This is a genomic window from Sphingopyxis sp. KK2, assembly GCF_001990265.1.
In the GTDB taxonomy this organism is placed as follows: domain Bacteria; phylum Pseudomonadota; class Alphaproteobacteria; order Sphingomonadales; family Sphingomonadaceae; genus Sphingopyxis.
On record NZ_LYVN01000097.1, the window covers coordinates 1 to 15,853 of the forward strand.

Consider the following 15,853-nt stretch of genomic DNA (forward strand, 5'->3'; position numbering starts at 1 on the left):
CGATGCGACCGGGCGCTTCACCGGCTTTCGCGGTACCGCGATGCCCGAGGCGGCGGCACCCGCGCCCGCGCCGGCGGCGCTGACCGACCCGGCTTTCGGATCGCTGCCGCTGTCCGATCCCGCCTTCGGGCGCCGCATCGACGGCGCGCTGCGCGGTCCGCTGGCGCGGATCATTGCGACGGCGGAGACGATTTCGGGGCAGTTCGACGGGCCGATCCGTGCCGATTATGCGCGCTATGCGGGCGACATCGCGCATGCCGGGCGGCACCTGCTCGGGCTGGTTGACGATCTTGCCGACCTCCAGAATATCGAGCGCCCCGGGTTCAAGGCGGCACGCGACGAGATCGACCTCGGTGACCTGGCGCGCCGCGCCGTCGGCCTGCTCGGCATGAAGGCCGAGGAGAAGGGCATCCGTATCGACGCGCCGCCGACCGACGAAAGCATGCCCGCAACCGGCGAGTTCCGCCGCGTGTTGCAGGTGCTGCTCAACCTGCTGGGTAATGCGATCCGCTATTCGCCCGCCGATTCGATGATCTGGATTCGCCTGGATCGGCAGGGAGACCGCGCGATGGTCACCGTCGCCGACCAGGGGCAGGGAATCGATGCCGACCAGCAGAAGGTGGTGTTCGAGAAGTTCGAACGGCTCGGCCGCACCGACAGCGGCGGATCGGGGCTGGGCCTCTATATCGCGCGGCGGCTGGCACGCGCGATGGAAGGCGAACTGACGGTCGACAGTGCGCCGGGGCAGGGGGCGCGGTTTACGCTGAGCCTGCCGGCGCGGGATTGAGGTTGGTGAACACCTGCCGCGGCGTGTGCGTCCGTTGAGCTGGATCATAAGGCAGGAACGATGAGGTTTTGGATACGCTGGCTGGTCGCTGCCGCATCTTCGGTTCTGGTTGTATTGGGGCTGACGCTTGCGATGTTCGCCGGCTTAATTCCCGATACGTTCAATGCAGGGCTGTTGGTCGGAATTCCAATCGGCGTGGCATTTTCGGCTCTCGATAGAAGTTTTCGACGCCGCAACGCGCTTTAGGACGGGTCATCGCTCGGGGAAGGGCCTCAACCCACCTTCCGCTGGAGCACATAGGCAACAAAAAAGGGGCCGGAAACCGGCCCCTTTCTCGTTTCGTCTTCCGCTCGATCAGCGCTGGCCGACCGGCACGTACGGACGGTGCGTCGGGCCGGTGTAGAGCTGGCGCGGGCGGCCGATCTTCTGCGCGGGGTCCGAGATCATTTCGTTCCACTGCGCGACCCAGCCGACGGTGCGGGCGAGCGCGAAGAGCGCGGTGAACATCGTCGTCGGGAAGCCGATCGCCGACAGGATGACGCCCGAATAGAAGTCGACGTTCGGGAACAGCTTTTTCTCGACGAAATAGGGATCGTTGAGCGCCATTTCCTCGAGCTGGAGCGCGACTTCGAACACCGGGTCGTTGACCTTGAGCGCCTCGAACACCTCGCGCACGGTCTTCTGCATCACCGTCGCGCGCGGGTCGTAGTTCTTGTAGACGCGGTGGCCGAAGCCCATCAGGCGGAACGGGTCGTCCTTGTCCTTGGCGCGCGCGATATATTCGGGGATGCGCTCGGGACGGCCGATTTCGCGCAGCATGTTGAGCGCGGCTTCGTTCGCGCCGCCATGCGCGGGGCCCCACAGGCACGCGATGCCCGCCGCGATGCACGCGAAGGGGTTGGCGCCCGACGAACCCGCGAGGCGGACGGTCGAGGTCGAGGCGTTCTGTTCATGGTCGGCGTGGAGGATGAAGATGCGGTCGAGCGCACGCTCGACGACGGGGTTCACCTCATAGGGCTCCGCGGGCACGCCGAAGGTCATGCGCAGGAAATTGCCGGTGTAGCTCAGCTTGTTGTCGGGATAGACGAAGGGCTGGCCGACCGAATATTTATACGCCATCGCCGCGATCGTCGGCATCTTCGCGATCAGCCGGTGGCTGGCGATCATGCGCTGGTGCGGGTCGTGGATCTCGGTCGAGTCGTGATAGAAGGCGCTGAGCGCGCCGACGACGCCGCACATGATCGCCATCGGATGCGCGTCGCGGCGGAACCCGCGATAGAAGGTCGCGAGCTGTTCGTGCAGCATCGTGTGGCGGGTGATCGTGTTGTCGAAGCCGGCGAGTTCGTCGGCGGTCGGCAGCTCGCCGTTGAGCAGCAGGTAGCAGACTTCCATGAAGCTGCTGTTTTCGGCGAGGTCACCGATCGCATAACCGCGGTGGAGCAGGACGCCCTCGTCGCCGTCGATGTAGGTCAGGTTGGATTCGCAGCTCGCGGTCGAGGTGAAGCCGGGGTCGTAGGTGAAGGCGCCGGTCTGCGCATAGAGCTTGCGGATGTCGATGACGTCGGGGCCGACGGTGCCCTTGAGAACGGGGCTGTCGACGGTGACGTCGCCCAGGGTGATTTTTGCAGTATCGGTCATATTCTTCCCCTGTACTTGCGGCGGGAGTCGCGGTGGTTACGCCCCTGCCGGAATATTGTGCGCTGCGTCAAGTCGCGCCAGGCTGGCATCGCGGCCCAGCAGCAGAAGCACGTCGAAAATACCGGGCGATACGGTGCGACCCGTGAGGGCTGCCCGCAGCGGCTGGGCCAGTTTCCCGAGCCCGACGCCGGCCGCTTCGCTCTCTTCGCGAATGGCGGCCTCCACCAGTTCCTGCGACCAGTCGGACAGCGCCCGCAGCCGGTCGGCGACCGAGGCGAGCATCCCCTCCGGCGCATCCTTTAGCACCTGCGCGGCCTTCTCGTCCATCGCCAGCGGCGTGGGCGCGAAGAGGAAGGTCGTGCCATCGGCGATCTCGTGCAGCGTCTTGGCGCGCGGCTTGAGCGCGGGCATCGCTTGAACGATCAGGGCTTGCTCGGCGGCGGTGAGGTCGCGGCCGATCAGGCTGGTCACCATCGGCGCGACAAGGCCGGCGAGGCGCGTATCGTCGGCTTCGCGCAGATAATGGCCGTTGAGATTTTCGAGCTTCTTGAAGTCGAAGCGCGAGGGCGAGCGGCCGACATTGGCGAGGTCGAACCATTCGACCGCCTGGTCGCGGCTGATGATTTCGGCATCGCCATGGCCCCAGCCGAGGCGGAGGAGATAATTGTTCACCGCTTCGGGCAGATAGCCCATTTCGTCGCGATAGGCGTCCACGCCGAGCGCGCCGTGGCGCTTCGACAATTTCGCGCCGTCGGCGCCGTGGATCAGCGGGACGTGCGCGTAAACGGGCTCGCGCCAGCCCATCGAGCGGATGAGCGCGAGCTGGCGGAAGGCGTTGTTGAGATGGTCGTCGCCGCGGATGACGTGCGTCACGCCCATGTCGTTGTCGTCGACGACGACGCTGAGCATATAGGTCGGCGTGCCGTCGCTGCGCAGCAGGACGAAGTCGTCGAGCTCGGCATTCTGGACGGTGACCGCGCCCTGTACCTTGTCGTGGATCGTGACCTCACCCTCCTGCGGCGCGCGCAGGCGGACGACGTGCGGGAGGGCGGGGTCGCCGTCGGAGCGGTCGCGCCAGGGGCTGCGGACGCGGAAGGGCAGGCGCTTTTCCTGTGCCTCGGCGCGCATCGCGGCGAGTTCGTCCTGCGTGAGGTAGCAGCGATAGGCTTCGCCCTTCGCGAGCAGTTCGGCGGCGACCGCAGCATGGCGGTCGGCGCGCGCGAACTGGAACACGGTCTCGCCGTCCCAGTCGAGATCGAGCCACTGCATGCCGTCGATGATCGCGTCGATCGCGGCGTCGGTCGAGCGTGCGCGGTCGGTGTCCTCGATGCGCAGCAGGAATTTGCCGCCGTGATGGCGCGCGAACAGCCAGTTGAAAAGCGCGGTGCGCGCGCCGCCGATGTGGAGGAAGCCGGTGGGCGACGGCGCGAAGCGCGTCACGACATCGGCGCCGGTCGCTTCGCCGGCGATGCTTTGATTTTCGGTTGCCACGACGGCCTCTTTCACTCAGTTTTGCAGGTCCCGGCGACCGGTGGGAGCCGGGGATCGGGGGTGCCCCTAGCATGGCGACAAGGCGGCTTCAAACGCCCATTGGCCTGCGCGCGGCGGCGACGCTGTGGCGGGTGGGCGCGTGGGTCGAGGCGCGGCTCGATGCCGAGCGCGAAAGGATCGCGCTGTGGCTGCCCGTGGCGCTGGGCGCCGGGATCGCGGCATGGTTCGCGCTGCCGACGATGGGGCATTGGACCGGGGCGCTGTCGATCCTCGCGGCGGGCGCGCTGGCAGGGGTGCTGATCGGCTGGCAGACGCGGTTCGGGCGGTGCGTCGTCATCGGTTGCGGCGTCGCGATGCTGGGGATGCTGCTGATCTGGGGGCGGGCGCATTGGGTCGCCGCGCCGGTGCTCGCACAGCCGGTGGTCACCGAATTTTCGGCGCGCGTCGAAAGCGTCGAGCCGCTGCCCGCGAAAGACCAGATGCGGCTGATCGTGCGCCCGGTGGCGCGGCCCGACCTGCCGCCGCGCGTGCGGGTGACCGCGAGCGGCGAAGCGGGGGCGGATATCGCGCCGGGCGAGGCGATCGGGCTGCGCGCGCGGCTGATGCCGCCGCCGACCGCGAGCCTGCCCGGCGGCTATGATTTCGCGCAGCGCGCCTGGTTCGACCGGATCGGTGCGGTCGGCACCGTGCTGGGCGATGTGGCGCGCGCGCCCGGCGCGGGTGCGGGCGAACAGACGCTGCGCGCGCGGCTGAGCGCGCATATCCATGGCGAGGTCGCGGGATCGGCGGGGGGCATCGCGGCGGCGCTCGTCACCGGCGACCGCGGCGCGATCAGCGAAGAGGATGAGGAGGCGATGCGGCGGAGCGGGCTCGCGCACCTGCTGTCGATCAGCGGGCTGCATGTGACCGCGGTGGTGGGTTTTGCGATGTTCCTCGCGATGCGGCTGCTTGCGCTCAATCGGCGGCTGGCGCTGGCGGGCTTTGTGTTGCCGCTCGCGGCTGCGGTCGCGGCGCTGGCGGGCGGGGGCTATACGTTGCTCGCGGGCGCCGAGGTGCCGACGCTGCGGTCGTTCATCGCGGCGCTGCTTGTGCTGATAGCCTTTCTGATGGGGCGCGAGGCGATGACCCTGCGGCTGGTCGCGGCGGGGGCGCTGATCGTCCTGCTGTGGCGGCCCGAGTCGCTTGCCGGGCCGAGTTTCCAGCTGAGCTTCGCGGCGATCACCGCGATCGTCGCGCTGCACGAGGGCACGGCCATGCAGCGCTTCATGGCGCGGCGCGAGGAGCCGTGGCTGTTCCGGCTGGGGCGCGGCATCGCGGGGCTGGTGATCACCGGCTTGGTGGTCGAGGTCGCGCTGGCGCCGATCGCGCTGTTCCATTTTCACAAGGCGGGGCTTTACGGCGCGCTCGCCAATGTGATCGCGATCCCGCTGACGACCTTCGTCATCATGCCCGCCGAAGCGCTGGCGTTGCTGTTCGACAGCGTCGGGCTCGGTGCGCCCTTCTGGTGGGTGGCGGAGCAGGCGCTGAACGGCCTGATCTGGCTCGCGCACAGCGTGGCCGATGCGCCGGGGGCGGTCGCGACCTTGCCGGTGTTTCCGCCCTGGGGGTTCGGGCTCGCGATCTTCGGGGGGATCTGGCTGCTGCTCTGGCGCACGCGCTGGCGCTGGGCGGGGGCGGTGCCGCTGACCTTGGGCATGGCGGTGCTGCTCGCGCAGCCGCGCCCCGACCTGCTCGTCACCAGCGACGGCAAGCATATCGCCGCGGCGCTGCCCGACGGCAGTTATGCGCTACTGCGCGACCGTGCGGGTGACTATGTCCGCGATGCAGTGGCCGAGGCAGCGGGCATCGATGCGCCGCTGGCGGCGCTGACCGACCTCGACCATGTCGCTTGCAACCGCGATTTCTGTCGTTGGGCGCAGGACGGGCGCGTCATCATGGCGGCGCGCGGGCGCGACCGGATCGAGGGGAGCGAGATGGCGGCGGCGTGCGCCGCCGCGGACGTGGTGATCAGCGAGCGCTGGTTGCCGCGCGAATGCGTCGCGCGTTGGCTGACGATCGACCGCGATACGCTACCGCAGACCGGAGGGCTGGCGCTTTACCTGGGCGAGATCCCGCGTGCGGCGACGTCACTGGGCGCGGGCGACGACCATATGTGGCGCCGCCCGCCGCAGGTCAGTGGTAACGACGAAGCAGTCCCGACAGCTTCCCTTGCACGATGACGCGCGCGGCGTCGTAGCGCTGCGGCTCATAGGCGCTGTTCGCAGGGTCGAGGCGGATCATCTTGCCTTCGCGGCGGAAATATTTGAGCGTCGCATCCTGCCCGTCGACGAGCGCGACGACGATGTCGCCCTCGCGCGCGGTGCTGACCTTCTGGATCAGGGCATAGTCGCCGTCGAAAATGCCCGCCTCGACCATCGAGTCGCCCGACACTTCGAGCGCATAATGTTCGCCTGAGCCGAGCAGCGCGGCGGGGACGGCGAGCTGGTTGTGATCCTCGAACGCCTCGATCGGCACGCCGGCGGCGATCTTGCCGTGCAGCGGGACCTCGATGATGTCGTTCGCGGCGATCGGCTTCAATTGCGGCGCGGGCTTGCGCAGCGGCACGACATTGTCGCGATCGGTGCTGACGGCGGCCTTGCCGCCATCGGGCAGCTTGACGACTTCGAGCGCGCGGGCGCGGTTGGGGAGACGGCGGAGGAAGCCACGTTCCTCGAGCGCGCTGATCAGGCGATGGATGCCCGACTTGGACTTGAGGCCGAGCGCCTCCTTCATCTCCTCGAACGACGGCGAGATACCGCTCGCGTCGAGCTTTTGCTGGATGAAGTGGAGCAGTTCATGCTGCTTGGCGGTCAACATCGGGCGTTCTCCATGATGCCGGTTTCGGACATAAGGAGAACGATAATGGAACAGATGCGAACTTGTCAAGCGATGTCGATATAATCCGCCGGTTCGCCTGCGGCGCGCGGCGCGGCCCCAATCTCGCGGATGACGAGTGTGTTGGCCTCTGCGAGCGGGAAGGTGCGGCCGCTGTCCTGTCCGTCGAAGGGGCGGAGCAGGCCGTTGTCGAGGCGTGCGCGAAGATAGTCGCGGCGCTGACCGCCGGGACCGAGAGCTGCGGCGAGCGGGGCCCGGCGGATTTCGGGCAGCGGGTGCCGCGCGCCCGCGAGGTGGCGGACCAGCGGGAGCAGGAACAAAGTCGCCGTCACGAACGCCGATGAGGGATTGCCCGGGAGGCCGAGGAGCAGTGCGTCGCCGAGCGTCCCCGCGATCAGCGGTTTGCCGGGGCGCATCGCGATCTTCCAGAAATCGAGGGTGCCGCCCGCGTCGTCGAGCGCGCCGCGGACATGGTCGTGATCGCCGACCGAGGCGCCGCCGACGGTGACGATGACGTCGTGACGTCGCGCCAACTCCTTCAAAACCTTCGCCAAGGTTTCGCGATCGTCGCGGATGTGGAGCGGGATGGTGACGATGGCGGGTTCGGGGGCGAGCATTGCCGCGAGCATCGTGCCGTTGCTGTCGGGGATCTGGCCGGGGGCGAGGGCGCGGCCCGGCTGGACGAGTTCGTCGCCGGTGGTGAGGATCGCGACGCGCGGGCGGGTGCCGACTCCGAGCTGCGCTGCGCCGCCCATGATCGCCGCGGCGATCGCGCCGGAGTGCAGCCGGGTTCCAGCGGGCAGCAATGGCGTGCCGGCGACGAAATCGCTGCCGCGGTCGCGGATATGGGCGCCGCGCGAGCCGATATTCTCGCCCGTGAGGGTCAGTTGCGTATCGGCTGCGGTCACATCTTCCTGGATGATGACGGTGTCGGCGCCCTCGGGAAGCATCGCGCCGGTGAAGATCCGCATCGCCTCGCCGGGTTCGACGGGGCGCTCGGGCGCAGCCCCGGCGGCAATTTCCCCGACAATCGTCCAGGGGCCGGGCAGGTCGGCGAAGCGGATCGCATAGCCGTCCATCGCCGACAGCGGCGCCGCAGGCTGGTCGCGCAGCGCGATGACGTCTTCTGAAAGATAGCGACCAAGCGATTCGGAAAAGGCGATATTTTCTGGAGCCAGCGGTGCGCGGAGCGCGAGAAGCCGCGCCTGTGCCTCCTCGACCGGCAGCAGCTTGCTCATTCGGCGCGCCAGTCGCCCGAGCGGCCGCCGCTTTTTTCGAGCAGGCGGATATCACCGAGAATCATCGCGCGGTCGAGCGCCTTGGCCATGTCGTAGAGCGTCAACAGCGCGACCGAGGCGGCGGTGAGCGCCTCCATCTCGACCCCGGTGGGGCCGGTGGTCGCGGCAGTCGCGGTGACGGCGATGCCGTCGCCCAGCCATTCGAATTCGACGCCGACCTTGGTGAGCGCGAGCGGATGGCAGAGCGGAATGAGGTCCGATGTGCGCTTGGCGCCCATGATGCCCGCGATGCGTGCGGTCGACAGCACATCGCCCTTCGGCGCATTGCCACTACGGAGCGCTTGGAGCGCTTGCGGCGACATGGTGATGCGACCGCCGGCGACCGCGCGGCGCTGCGTGGCGGGCTTGGCGCCGACATCGACCATATGCGCGGCGCCGCTGTCGTCGAGATGAGTCGGTTTGAGCGTCATGACGGAAGCCAAGCAAGGCGGGGTGATTAAGGCAAGGCGCAAATGTGGGAGCAGGGTGCTTGCGCAGCGCAAGGCGATGGGATTGCGCTGTCCTTCAATATCTCACGCAAAGGCGCAAAGGCGCGAAGAAAGGAAAGAAAGAGGAGCTCACACAAAGACACGAAGAGGGGAGTTTGCGATCGCACCGTCGCATTTTGAGGGCGTCGTTGCCTTTGCTATGGCCGGACAATGTCAGGCAAAAATAACGGGGTGACAGGCCAAAGGACCAAAGACGCAGTCAAAGACTGCGCTCTTCGTGTCTTTGTGTGAGATTATTCAGGGTACTTACCCCTCCAGCAAAGCCTTTGTCGCTGCGGTCACATCGTCCTGCCGCATCAGGCTTTCGCCGACGAGGAAGGTCTGCACCCCGCTTGCCGACAGACGCTGGCAGTCGGCGTGGGTGGCGATGCCGCTTTCGCCGACGAGCAACGTGCCGGCGGGAACCAGCTTCGCGAGGCGTTCGGTGACTGTGAGGTCGGTTTCGAAGCTGCGCAGGTCGCGGTTGTTGACGCCGATCAGGCGCGATTGGAGCTGGGTCAGCGCCCGGTCGAGTTCGGCTTCGTCATGGACTTCGACGAGCACGTCCATGCCGCGTTCCAGCGCGGCACTCTCGATCTCGCGCATCGCGCCATCGTCGAGCGCGGCGACGATGATCAGGATCGCATCGGCGCCGATCGAGCGTGCCTCGGCGACCTGCCAGGGATCGATCATGAAATCCTTGCGCAGCGCGGGGAGCGTGCAGGCGGTGCGCGCGGCGATGAGAAATTCCTCATGCCCCTGAAAATAAGGCGCGTCGGTGAGCACCGACAGGCATGCGGCGCCGCCGGCTTCATAGGCGCGGGCGTGGCTCGCGGGATCAAAATCCTGACGTATCAGTCCTTTGGAGGGCGAGGCTTTCTTGATTTCGGCGATCAGCGCGAATCGGCCGGCGTCGATCTTCGCCTGCAGCGCGGCGTGAAAACCGCGCACCGGGCCGGCGTCGATGCCGTCGAGATCGGCGATGCTGCGCGACTGGCGGCGCTCGGCGACTTCTTCGGCCTTGGTCGCGAGGATTTGCGTGAGTTTGTTCATTTATAGGCGATCCAGCAATTGAGCAGCGCGTTGGCGAGGCCCTTGTCGATCGCCTCGGCGGCTTCCTCGACGCCATCGACCAGCGTATCGGCGGCGCCGGCGACGACGAGCGCTTCGGCGGCGTTATAGAGCACGGCGTCGCGATAGGCGCCGGGCGCGCCCTCGAGCAGCTCACGCAGCGCCTTGGCATTATGCACGGCATCGCCGCCGCGGATCGCCGCGATCGGATGCGACGGCAGCCCGGCGTCGGCGGCGACGCTGCGCTGCATGACGACGCCGGCGGGGGTGACCACCGCGACCTCGTTGCCGCCCGCAAGCGAGAGTTCGTCGATGCCCTCGTCGCCCGAAATGACGCGCGAATGTTCGGTGCCGAGCCGGTGCAGCGCCTCGGCATAGACGGGGACATAGGCGGGGCGCGCGATGCCGATGAGCTGGCGCGTGACGCGCGCCGGATTGGCGAGCGGACCCATCAGGTTGAAGATGGTGCGGCGGCCGAGCCGGGTACGGATCGGCTGGATGCGCTTCATCGCCGGATGATGGTTGGCGGCGAAGAGGAAGCAGATACCGAGATCGGCGAGTGTCGCTTCGGCCTGGCGCCCGGCGCGTTCCATGTCGAGGCCAAGAACCTCAAGCGTATCGGCGGCACCCGATTTCGAAGAAGCGGCCCGATTTCCGTGTTTTGCGACAGGAACCTCGCACGCGGCAACGACGATAGACACCGCGGTCGAGACGTTGAGCGTGTGGTGGCCGTCGCCGCCGGTGCCGCACACGTCGATCGCGCCGGCAGGGGCGTCGATCGGGATCAGCCGGTCGCGCATCGCCTGTGCCGCGGCGGCGATTTCGACCATCGTCTCGCCGCGGTCGGACAGGGCGGTCAAAAATTCGGCGATATTCTCGTCGCTGCCGCCGCCGTCGAGCATCGTCGCAAAGGCCGCTTCGGCCTCGTCGTGCGCGAGCAGGCCGGTCGGGTCGGGAAACGGACCGAAACGGCTCATGCGGCGGCGCGCTCGCGTACCGGCAGGCCCGCCGCCGCCATGAAATTGGCGAGCATCGCATGGCCGTGCTCGGTCGCGATGCTTTCGGGGTGGAACTGGACGCCGTGGATCGGCAGTTCGGCGTGGCGGAAGCCCATCACCGCGCCGTCGTCGCTGGTCGCGTTGATGACGAGGCTGGCGGGAATGTCGACGACCTCGAGGCTGTGGTAGCGCGTCGCGGTGAGCGGCGAGGGCAGGCCGGTGAACAGCCCGCTGCCGTCGTGGCAGACGGGCGAGGTCTTGCCGTGCATCAGGTGCCCGCGCTGGACCGTGCCGCCGAAATGCTGGCCGATCGCCTGATGGCCGAGGCAGACGCCGAGCAGCGGGCGCGCCGCGTCGGCGCAGGCGGCGACGAGGTCGAGGCTGATGCCGGCTTCATTGGGAGTGCAGGGCCCGGGCGAGATCAGGATCGCGTCGGCCCCCGTCGCGAGCGCCCCGGCGGCGGTGAGCGCGTCGTTGCGCTCGACGCGCACCTCGGCGCCCAGCTCGATCAGATAATGAACGAGGTTGAAGGTGAAGCTGTCGTAATTGTCGATGACGAGGATCATGGGCGCGCCGTAACGGTTTTGCGGGGGTGGGGGAAGGGATAGAAGCTTTTTGGGAAGCAAACCCAGCTTCGTCATTCCCGCGAAGGCGGGAATCCAGCTGGACCCCCGCCTACGCGGGGGTGACGAGTGAAGGGAATAGCTATTCCGCCATCAATTTTGCCAGATCGTCTTTCCAGAATTTCGCCCAGGTGTGCGTGCTGTGGCCCCTGGTTTCGGGGCTTGCCGGGATCAGGATGAACTTCGCGCGCTTCATGCGCGGGGCGGCCTTTTCGGTGATGCCGTAGAGCGGCGGGTTGATGAAATCGTCGGCGCTGTTGATCCAGAGGACGGGCACGGTGATCTTCTCGAGGTCGGCCGAGGGGTCGTAAGTACGCGAGCTTTCGAGCTGGTAGATGGTGTCATTGGCGTCGTTGCGGCCGAAAATGCGCGCGAAGGCTTCATCCTTGTATTTTTCGGCGGCTTCGCGGGTCGGATATTGCGCCTGCAGCGCATAGGGATTGGCACCCGCGATCATGCTGAGCGCGGCGGCGGTGCGCAGGCCCGACGTCGGCGGCTGGCTGTAATTGCCGTCCTGCCACAGCGGATCGGCCTTGATCGCGTCGATCGACAGCGTGCGCCACATGCGGTTCTGGCCCGCGATCTCGACCGGCAGGCAGGCGAAGGGGGCGAGGCGTTCGGCGAAGCCGGGGTATGTTTCGCCCCAGACGAAGGCGTGCATGCAGCCCATCGAGGTGCCGAGGATGAGCTTGAGTTTCTGCACCCCGAGCTTTTCGGTGAGCAGCCGGTGCTGCGCGGCGACCATGTCGGCATAGTCGTACTTCGGGAATTTCATCCGCATCCCGTCGCTCGGCTTCGACGAGCCGCCATGGCCGATATTGTCGGGGAGGATGACGTAATATTTCGACGTATCGAGCGGCTGGCCGGGCCCGAACAGCTCGTTCGCGAACTGCGGCTGGAAGAATTGCTTCCCCGTGCCGCCGGTGCCGTGGAGGATCATCACGGCATTGGTGACATGGCCCGCCTTGTCGCGCTGCGGCGTGCCGAGCGTGGTATAGTGGAGCTTGAGCTCGGGCAGTTTCTCGCCGGTCGCGAAGCTGAAATCCTTGAGGATCGCATCGGCTTCGGTGGCGCCTTCGACTTGGGCGTGAGCGGGGGTGGCGGCTGCGAGGAGCAGGGCGAGGGGGGCGATGAATTTGAGCATGCGGTAAGGCTAGTCCGGTGCGCGGTGGGTGACAAGGATGAGCGGGCCGAGCGGGTAGCGGCCGTCGATGCGTCCGGTCGCGGGATCCCAGAGCGCCGAGACGGTGCCGTCGAGGAAGAGCGCGTCGCTTGTTCCGGCATGGTCGCGCATCAGCGCGGCGAGGGTGCCGAAAGACACCGGCTCGTCGGAGATGACGAAATGCGCGCGGCCTTCGGCGTCGACGCCGACCGCGTTGCGGATTTTGAGCGAGGTCCCGTCGGGGGAGATCTGTGGATTGAGCTTGCCGTCCACCAGCAACATCGGGCCCGACTGGGTGCCGAAGGCCGGGCGTTCGGTAACCTGGGTCGCGAAATCGTCGCTGGTCATCACTCGCCAGTGGCCGTCGTCGTCGCCGAAAAAGACGCCATTGGGCTTGAGGTAGAAATTGCCGCCGCCGTCGCGCGTGTTGAGCGGGTAGAGGCGTTGGCCATCTTGCGCATAATAGCCGATCGGTTCGCTGCCGGTGTCGTACATGCCGCCGTTGACGGCGAAGGCGACGGTTGCGGGATCGACATCCTCGGCAAGACCCGAAAAGCCGCGATAGATGACGCCGTTCGAGCCGGTGATCCTTGTCGTGATGCGGTGCTTGCCGGGGACCGCGATGCATTCGGTGAAGCGCTTGCCATCGAAGGTGACGGGTTTGCACGCCGAGGGAAGGCGGGGCTTTGCGGGGCGCGCGGCCTCGTCCCTGTTCAGCGCGACATAGCTGCCGGCGATGACCGCGACGGCGCCCAGGAGGAGCGCCGCGCGGCGTTTCACTGGCCGTAGCCCGGCGTTCCCGCGAGCCGCACCGCCTCGCGCGCGGCGGCGAAGAGCGCGCCGGCCTTGGCCTCGCATTCGCGCTGTTCATATGCGGGGTCGCTGTCGGCGACGATGCCGGCGCCCGCCTGGACGTGCATTTCGCCATCCTTGACGATCGCGGTGCGCAGCACGATGCAGCTGTCCATGTTTCCGTCGGGGGCGAAATAGCCGACGCCGCCTGCGTAAGGCCCGCGCGCGTCGGCCTCGAGCTCGGCGATGATCTGGCAGGCGCGTACCTTGGGCGCGCCGCTGACCGTGCCCGCCGGGAAGCCCGCGAAGAGCGCGTCGATCGCGTCTTTGTCGGGCGCGATGCGGCCGATGACGTTCGACACGATGTGCATCACATGGCTGTAGAATTCGACGGTGTAGCTGTCGGTCACCGTCACGGTTCCGCCGACTGCCGCGCGGCCGACGTCGTTGCGGCCGAGGTCGAGCAGCATCAGATGCTCGGCGCGCTCCTTGGGATCGGCGAGCAGGCTTTCGCGGTTATAGGCATCCTCGGCGCTCGTCTTGCCGCGCGGGCGGGTGCCGGCGATCGGGCGGATCGTTATCTCGCCATCGCGGACGCGCACGAGGATTTCGGGCGACGAGCCGATCAGCGCGAATCCGGGGAGGTCGAGGAAATAGAGGAAGGGCGAGGGGTTGATGCGGCGGAGCGCGCGATAGAGGTCGAAGGGCGGCAGGTCGAACGGGGTCGAGAAGCGTTGCGACAGCACGACCTGAAAAATGTCGCCCGCCGCGATATAGTCCTTCGCGGCCGCGACCATCGCGGCGAAGCGCACGGGGCTGGTAGCCGGGTTGGCGGCGATCGCGCCGGGATCGGCCAGCGTCGTGGCGCGCGTGCCGTGCGGATTGGCGCTCGCGAGGCGCGCGGCGATGGTGTCCAGCTTTTCGCCCGCAGCGTCGATCGCCCGGTCGATCGGGGTGACGTCGTCGGGCCACAGCGGCGCGATCAGGAAGAGTTCGTCGGCGAGCCGGTCGAAGACGAGGATCACCGTCGGGCGTACGAACACCATGTCGGGCAGGCCGAGCCCGCCGCCCGGCGCGCGCGGGATGCGCTCGACGAGGCCGAAGGTTTCATAGGCGAAAAAGCCGACAAGCGTCGCGAGCGCCTTCGGCAGCGCGTCAGGGACGTCGAAGCGGCATTCGGCGACGAGGTCGCGCAGCGCCTGGAGCGCCGGGGCGGCGACGGGAGCGAAGGCGTCGCGGTCGTTCTGCCAGTCGCGGTTGATGCGCGCGGCATCGCCGCGGACCTCGAACATCAGGTCGGGGTCGAGACCGAGGAGGCTGTAGCGGCCGCGCGTTTCGCCGCTTTCGACCGATTCGAGCACCCAGTCGCCGCGGCCGGGTTCGATCAGCTTGAGCGCCGCCGACACCGGGGTTTCGACGTCGGCGATCAGCCGCTGCCAGACGACCGCGCCGCGGCCGCCGGCGAGCGCTTCGAGCGCGGCTGCCCTTCCTTCGAGGCTCACCCTTATTCGGTGACCGGAGTGTCGCCGGTCAGTTCCTTGCGCAGCTGGTCGATCAGCTTCTGGTTGAGTTCGACCCCGACGCGCTTGCGGGCTTCCTGCATCATCTGGGTGACGAGTTCATTGCCGAAGGCGGGGCCGAGCGGATTGGCGATCGCGGCGACGCGTTCGGGCTCGATCGTCTTGGGATCGGGGCGGTTCACCTTGCCGAGCGCGATGACCATCCAGCCGCGGTTGCCCGGGATTTCAAGCGTCTTGACGCTGTTCGGCGCCATCGAGAAGAGCAGGGCGAGTTCGGGGGGCACTTGCTGGCCGCCCGCCCCGAGCTGGCCGCGAATGCCGCCGATCGTCTGGGCGCTGCCGATATTGGGCCCGGCGGCGCGCACCGCGTCGGCGAAGCCTTTCCCGCCATCGACCGCCTTGACGATCGCGCGCGCCTTGTCGCGGGCGATCTTCTGCCCCTGCGCGAGTTTCCAGTCGGCGAGCAGGTCGCCGCGGATCTGCGCGAAGGGCGGCGGTGCCGAGGCGACGATCGACTTCACGACATAGACGGCGAATTTCTCGTTCTCGACCAGCGTCGCGAGATGGGTTTCGCCCTCGTCGCTGCCCTGGAAGGCCTGTGTGATCATCGGCGCGAGTTCGGCGGGGAGCGCGAAGGCGGGCTGTGCCGGGGCGCGGCCGCTGGGCAGCAGCGCCGGGGTCTCGGCGAGCTTGAGCTTGCGGTCGCCGATGATCTCGTCGACCGACACGCCTTCGTTCACCGCGTCCTGGATGTCGTTGTAGAAATTGATGATCGCCTCGTCCGCCTTCGCCTTTTCGAGCTGGGCGCGGATTTCGGGGGTCGCGGCGGCGAGCGTCTTGGCGGGGGTCGTGGTGATCGCCTCGACCTGCGCGACGGTCCAGCCGAGGCCGGTCTGCGTCGGACCGAGGATGTCGCCGCGCTTGGCGGCGAAGGCGGCTTTGGCGGCGGCGCTGTTGGTCATGCCCGAATAGGCGGTCTGGGTAACGTCGCCCGACGAACCGGCGGTAAGGCCCGCGGCCTGTGCGGCGGCGGCGATCGTGGTGCCGCCGCGGACCTTGGCCGCGATGCTGTTCGCGGTCGCCCGGTCGGGCGCGATCACCTGCGCGAAACGGCGCGTCTCGCTGGCGGCGA

Annotated in this window: 14 protein-coding genes; 2 read left to right on the top strand and 12 right to left on the bottom strand. The window is 67.7% G+C overall.

The annotated features are described in order from the left end of the window. The coding region (locus B1A78_RS15230; RefSeq protein WP_144037860.1) for a sensor histidine kinase KdpD at nt 1–787 on the top strand (787 nt) is incomplete at its 5' end. Nucleotides 788–1,141: 354 nt separating this feature from the next. On the opposite strand, the gene B1A78_RS15235 is transcribed toward B1A78_RS15230, so the two are convergent. Next, nucleotides 1,142–2,425, bottom strand: a complete 1,284-nt coding sequence (locus B1A78_RS15235) for a citrate synthase (protein ID WP_077147780.1) — start codon at nt 2,423–2,425, stop codon at nt 1,142–1,144. Nucleotides 2,426–2,461: 36 nt separating this feature from the next. Next, nucleotides 2,462–3,916, bottom strand: coding sequence for a glutamate--tRNA ligase (gene gltX, locus B1A78_RS15240; RefSeq protein WP_077147791.1), 1,455 nt, complete (start codon nt 3,914–3,916; stop codon nt 2,462–2,464). 71 nt (nt 3,917–3,987) lie between these two features. On the opposite strand from gltX, the gene B1A78_RS15245 reads away from it, so the two are divergent. Beyond that, nucleotides 3,988–6,135, top strand: a complete 2,148-nt coding sequence (locus B1A78_RS15245) for a ComEC/Rec2 family competence protein (RefSeq protein ID WP_077147781.1) — start codon at nt 3,988–3,990, stop codon at nt 6,133–6,135. Here B1A78_RS15245 and lexA read toward each other — a convergent pair. The 10 genes from lexA to B1A78_RS15295 form a co-directional block, all read right to left on the bottom strand. After that, nucleotides 6,089–6,772, bottom strand: coding sequence for a transcriptional repressor LexA (gene lexA / locus B1A78_RS15250; protein ID WP_077147782.1), 684 nt, complete (start codon nt 6,770–6,772; stop codon nt 6,089–6,091). The genes B1A78_RS15245 and lexA overlap by 47 nt on opposite strands. Nucleotides 6,773–6,837: 65 nt before the next feature. Next, complete coding sequence (glp, locus tag B1A78_RS15255) at nt 6,838–8,028, bottom strand: gephyrin-like molybdotransferase Glp (protein ID WP_077147783.1); 1,191 nt, start codon at nt 8,026–8,028, stop codon at nt 6,838–6,840. Continuing rightward, nucleotides 8,025–8,498, bottom strand: coding sequence for a cyclic pyranopterin monophosphate synthase MoaC (gene moaC, locus B1A78_RS15260; RefSeq protein WP_077147784.1), 474 nt, complete (start codon nt 8,496–8,498; stop codon nt 8,025–8,027). The genes glp and moaC overlap by 4 nt, the downstream gene beginning before the upstream one ends. A 324-nt stretch (nt 8,499–8,822) precedes the next feature. Further along, entirely contained in the window at nt 8,823–9,608 is a 786-nt protein-coding gene (trpC, locus tag B1A78_RS15265) for an indole-3-glycerol phosphate synthase TrpC (RefSeq protein WP_077147785.1), read from the bottom strand. Further along, nucleotides 9,605–10,603, bottom strand: a complete 999-nt coding sequence (gene trpD, locus B1A78_RS15270; protein WP_077147786.1) for an anthranilate phosphoribosyltransferase — start codon at nt 10,601–10,603, stop codon at nt 9,605–9,607. The genes trpC and trpD overlap by 4 nt, the downstream gene beginning before the upstream one ends. Continuing rightward, on the bottom strand, nt 10,600–11,190 hold the full coding sequence (locus B1A78_RS15275; RefSeq protein WP_077147787.1) for an aminodeoxychorismate/anthranilate synthase component II: 591 nt from the start codon (nt 11,188–11,190) through the stop codon (nt 10,600–10,602). Before B1A78_RS15275 ends, trpD begins: the two co-directional genes overlap by 4 nt. Nucleotides 11,191–11,329: 139 nt before the next feature. Next, the gene (locus B1A78_RS15280) at nt 11,330–12,391 is read right to left on the bottom strand and encodes an alpha/beta fold hydrolase (protein ID WP_077147788.1); all 1,062 of its coding nucleotides are present in this window, start codon (nt 12,389–12,391) and stop codon (nt 11,330–11,332) included. A 9-nt stretch (nt 12,392–12,400) separates the two neighbouring features. Continuing rightward, nucleotides 12,401–13,189 carry a phosphodiester glycosidase family protein gene (locus B1A78_RS15285; protein WP_077147789.1) on the bottom strand — a complete coding sequence of 263 codons (789 nt, stop codon included), beginning with the start codon at nt 13,187–13,189 and terminating at the stop codon, nt 12,401–12,403. Continuing rightward, nucleotides 13,186–14,703, bottom strand: coding sequence for an anthranilate synthase component I family protein (locus B1A78_RS15290; protein WP_077147790.1), 1,518 nt, complete (start codon nt 14,701–14,703; stop codon nt 13,186–13,188). The genes B1A78_RS15285 and B1A78_RS15290 overlap by 4 nt, the downstream gene beginning before the upstream one ends. A 2-nt stretch (nt 14,704–14,705) precedes the next feature. After that, nucleotides 14,706–15,853 (bottom strand): peptidyl-prolyl cis-trans isomerase (locus B1A78_RS15295; protein ID WP_179102061.1); only part of this gene is annotated, 1,148 nt, incomplete at its 5' end.

Excerpts from the sequence above, each read along its gene's own strand:
- lexA (WP_077147782.1), bottom strand. The coding sequence starts at position 6,772 with ATGTTGACCGCCAAGCAGCATGAACTGCTCCACTTCATCCAGCAAAAG.
- B1A78_RS15235 (WP_077147780.1), bottom strand. The coding sequence starts at position 2,425 with ATGACCGATACTGCAAAAATCACCCTGGGCGACGTCACCGTCGACAGC.
- trpC (WP_077147785.1), bottom strand. The coding sequence starts at position 9,608 with ATGAACAAACTCACGCAAATCCTCGCGACCAAGGCCGAAGAAGTCGCC.
- B1A78_RS15280 (WP_077147788.1), bottom strand. The coding sequence starts at position 12,391 with ATGCTCAAATTCATCGCCCCCCTCGCCCTGCTCCTCGCAGCCGCCACC.
- glp (WP_077147783.1), bottom strand. The coding sequence starts at position 8,028 with ATGAGCAAGCTGCTGCCGGTCGAGGAGGCACAGGCGCGGCTTCTCGCG.
- moaC (WP_077147784.1), bottom strand. The coding sequence starts at position 8,498 with ATGACGCTCAAACCGACTCATCTCGACGACAGCGGCGCCGCGCATATG.
- B1A78_RS15275 (WP_077147787.1), bottom strand. The coding sequence starts at position 11,190 with ATGATCCTCGTCATCGACAATTACGACAGCTTCACCTTCAACCTCGTT.
- trpD (WP_077147786.1), bottom strand. The coding sequence starts at position 10,603 with ATGAGCCGTTTCGGTCCGTTTCCCGACCCGACCGGCCTGCTCGCGCAC.
- B1A78_RS15245 (WP_077147781.1), top strand. The coding sequence starts at position 3,988 with ATGGCGACAAGGCGGCTTCAAACGCCCATTGGCCTGCGCGCGGCGGCG.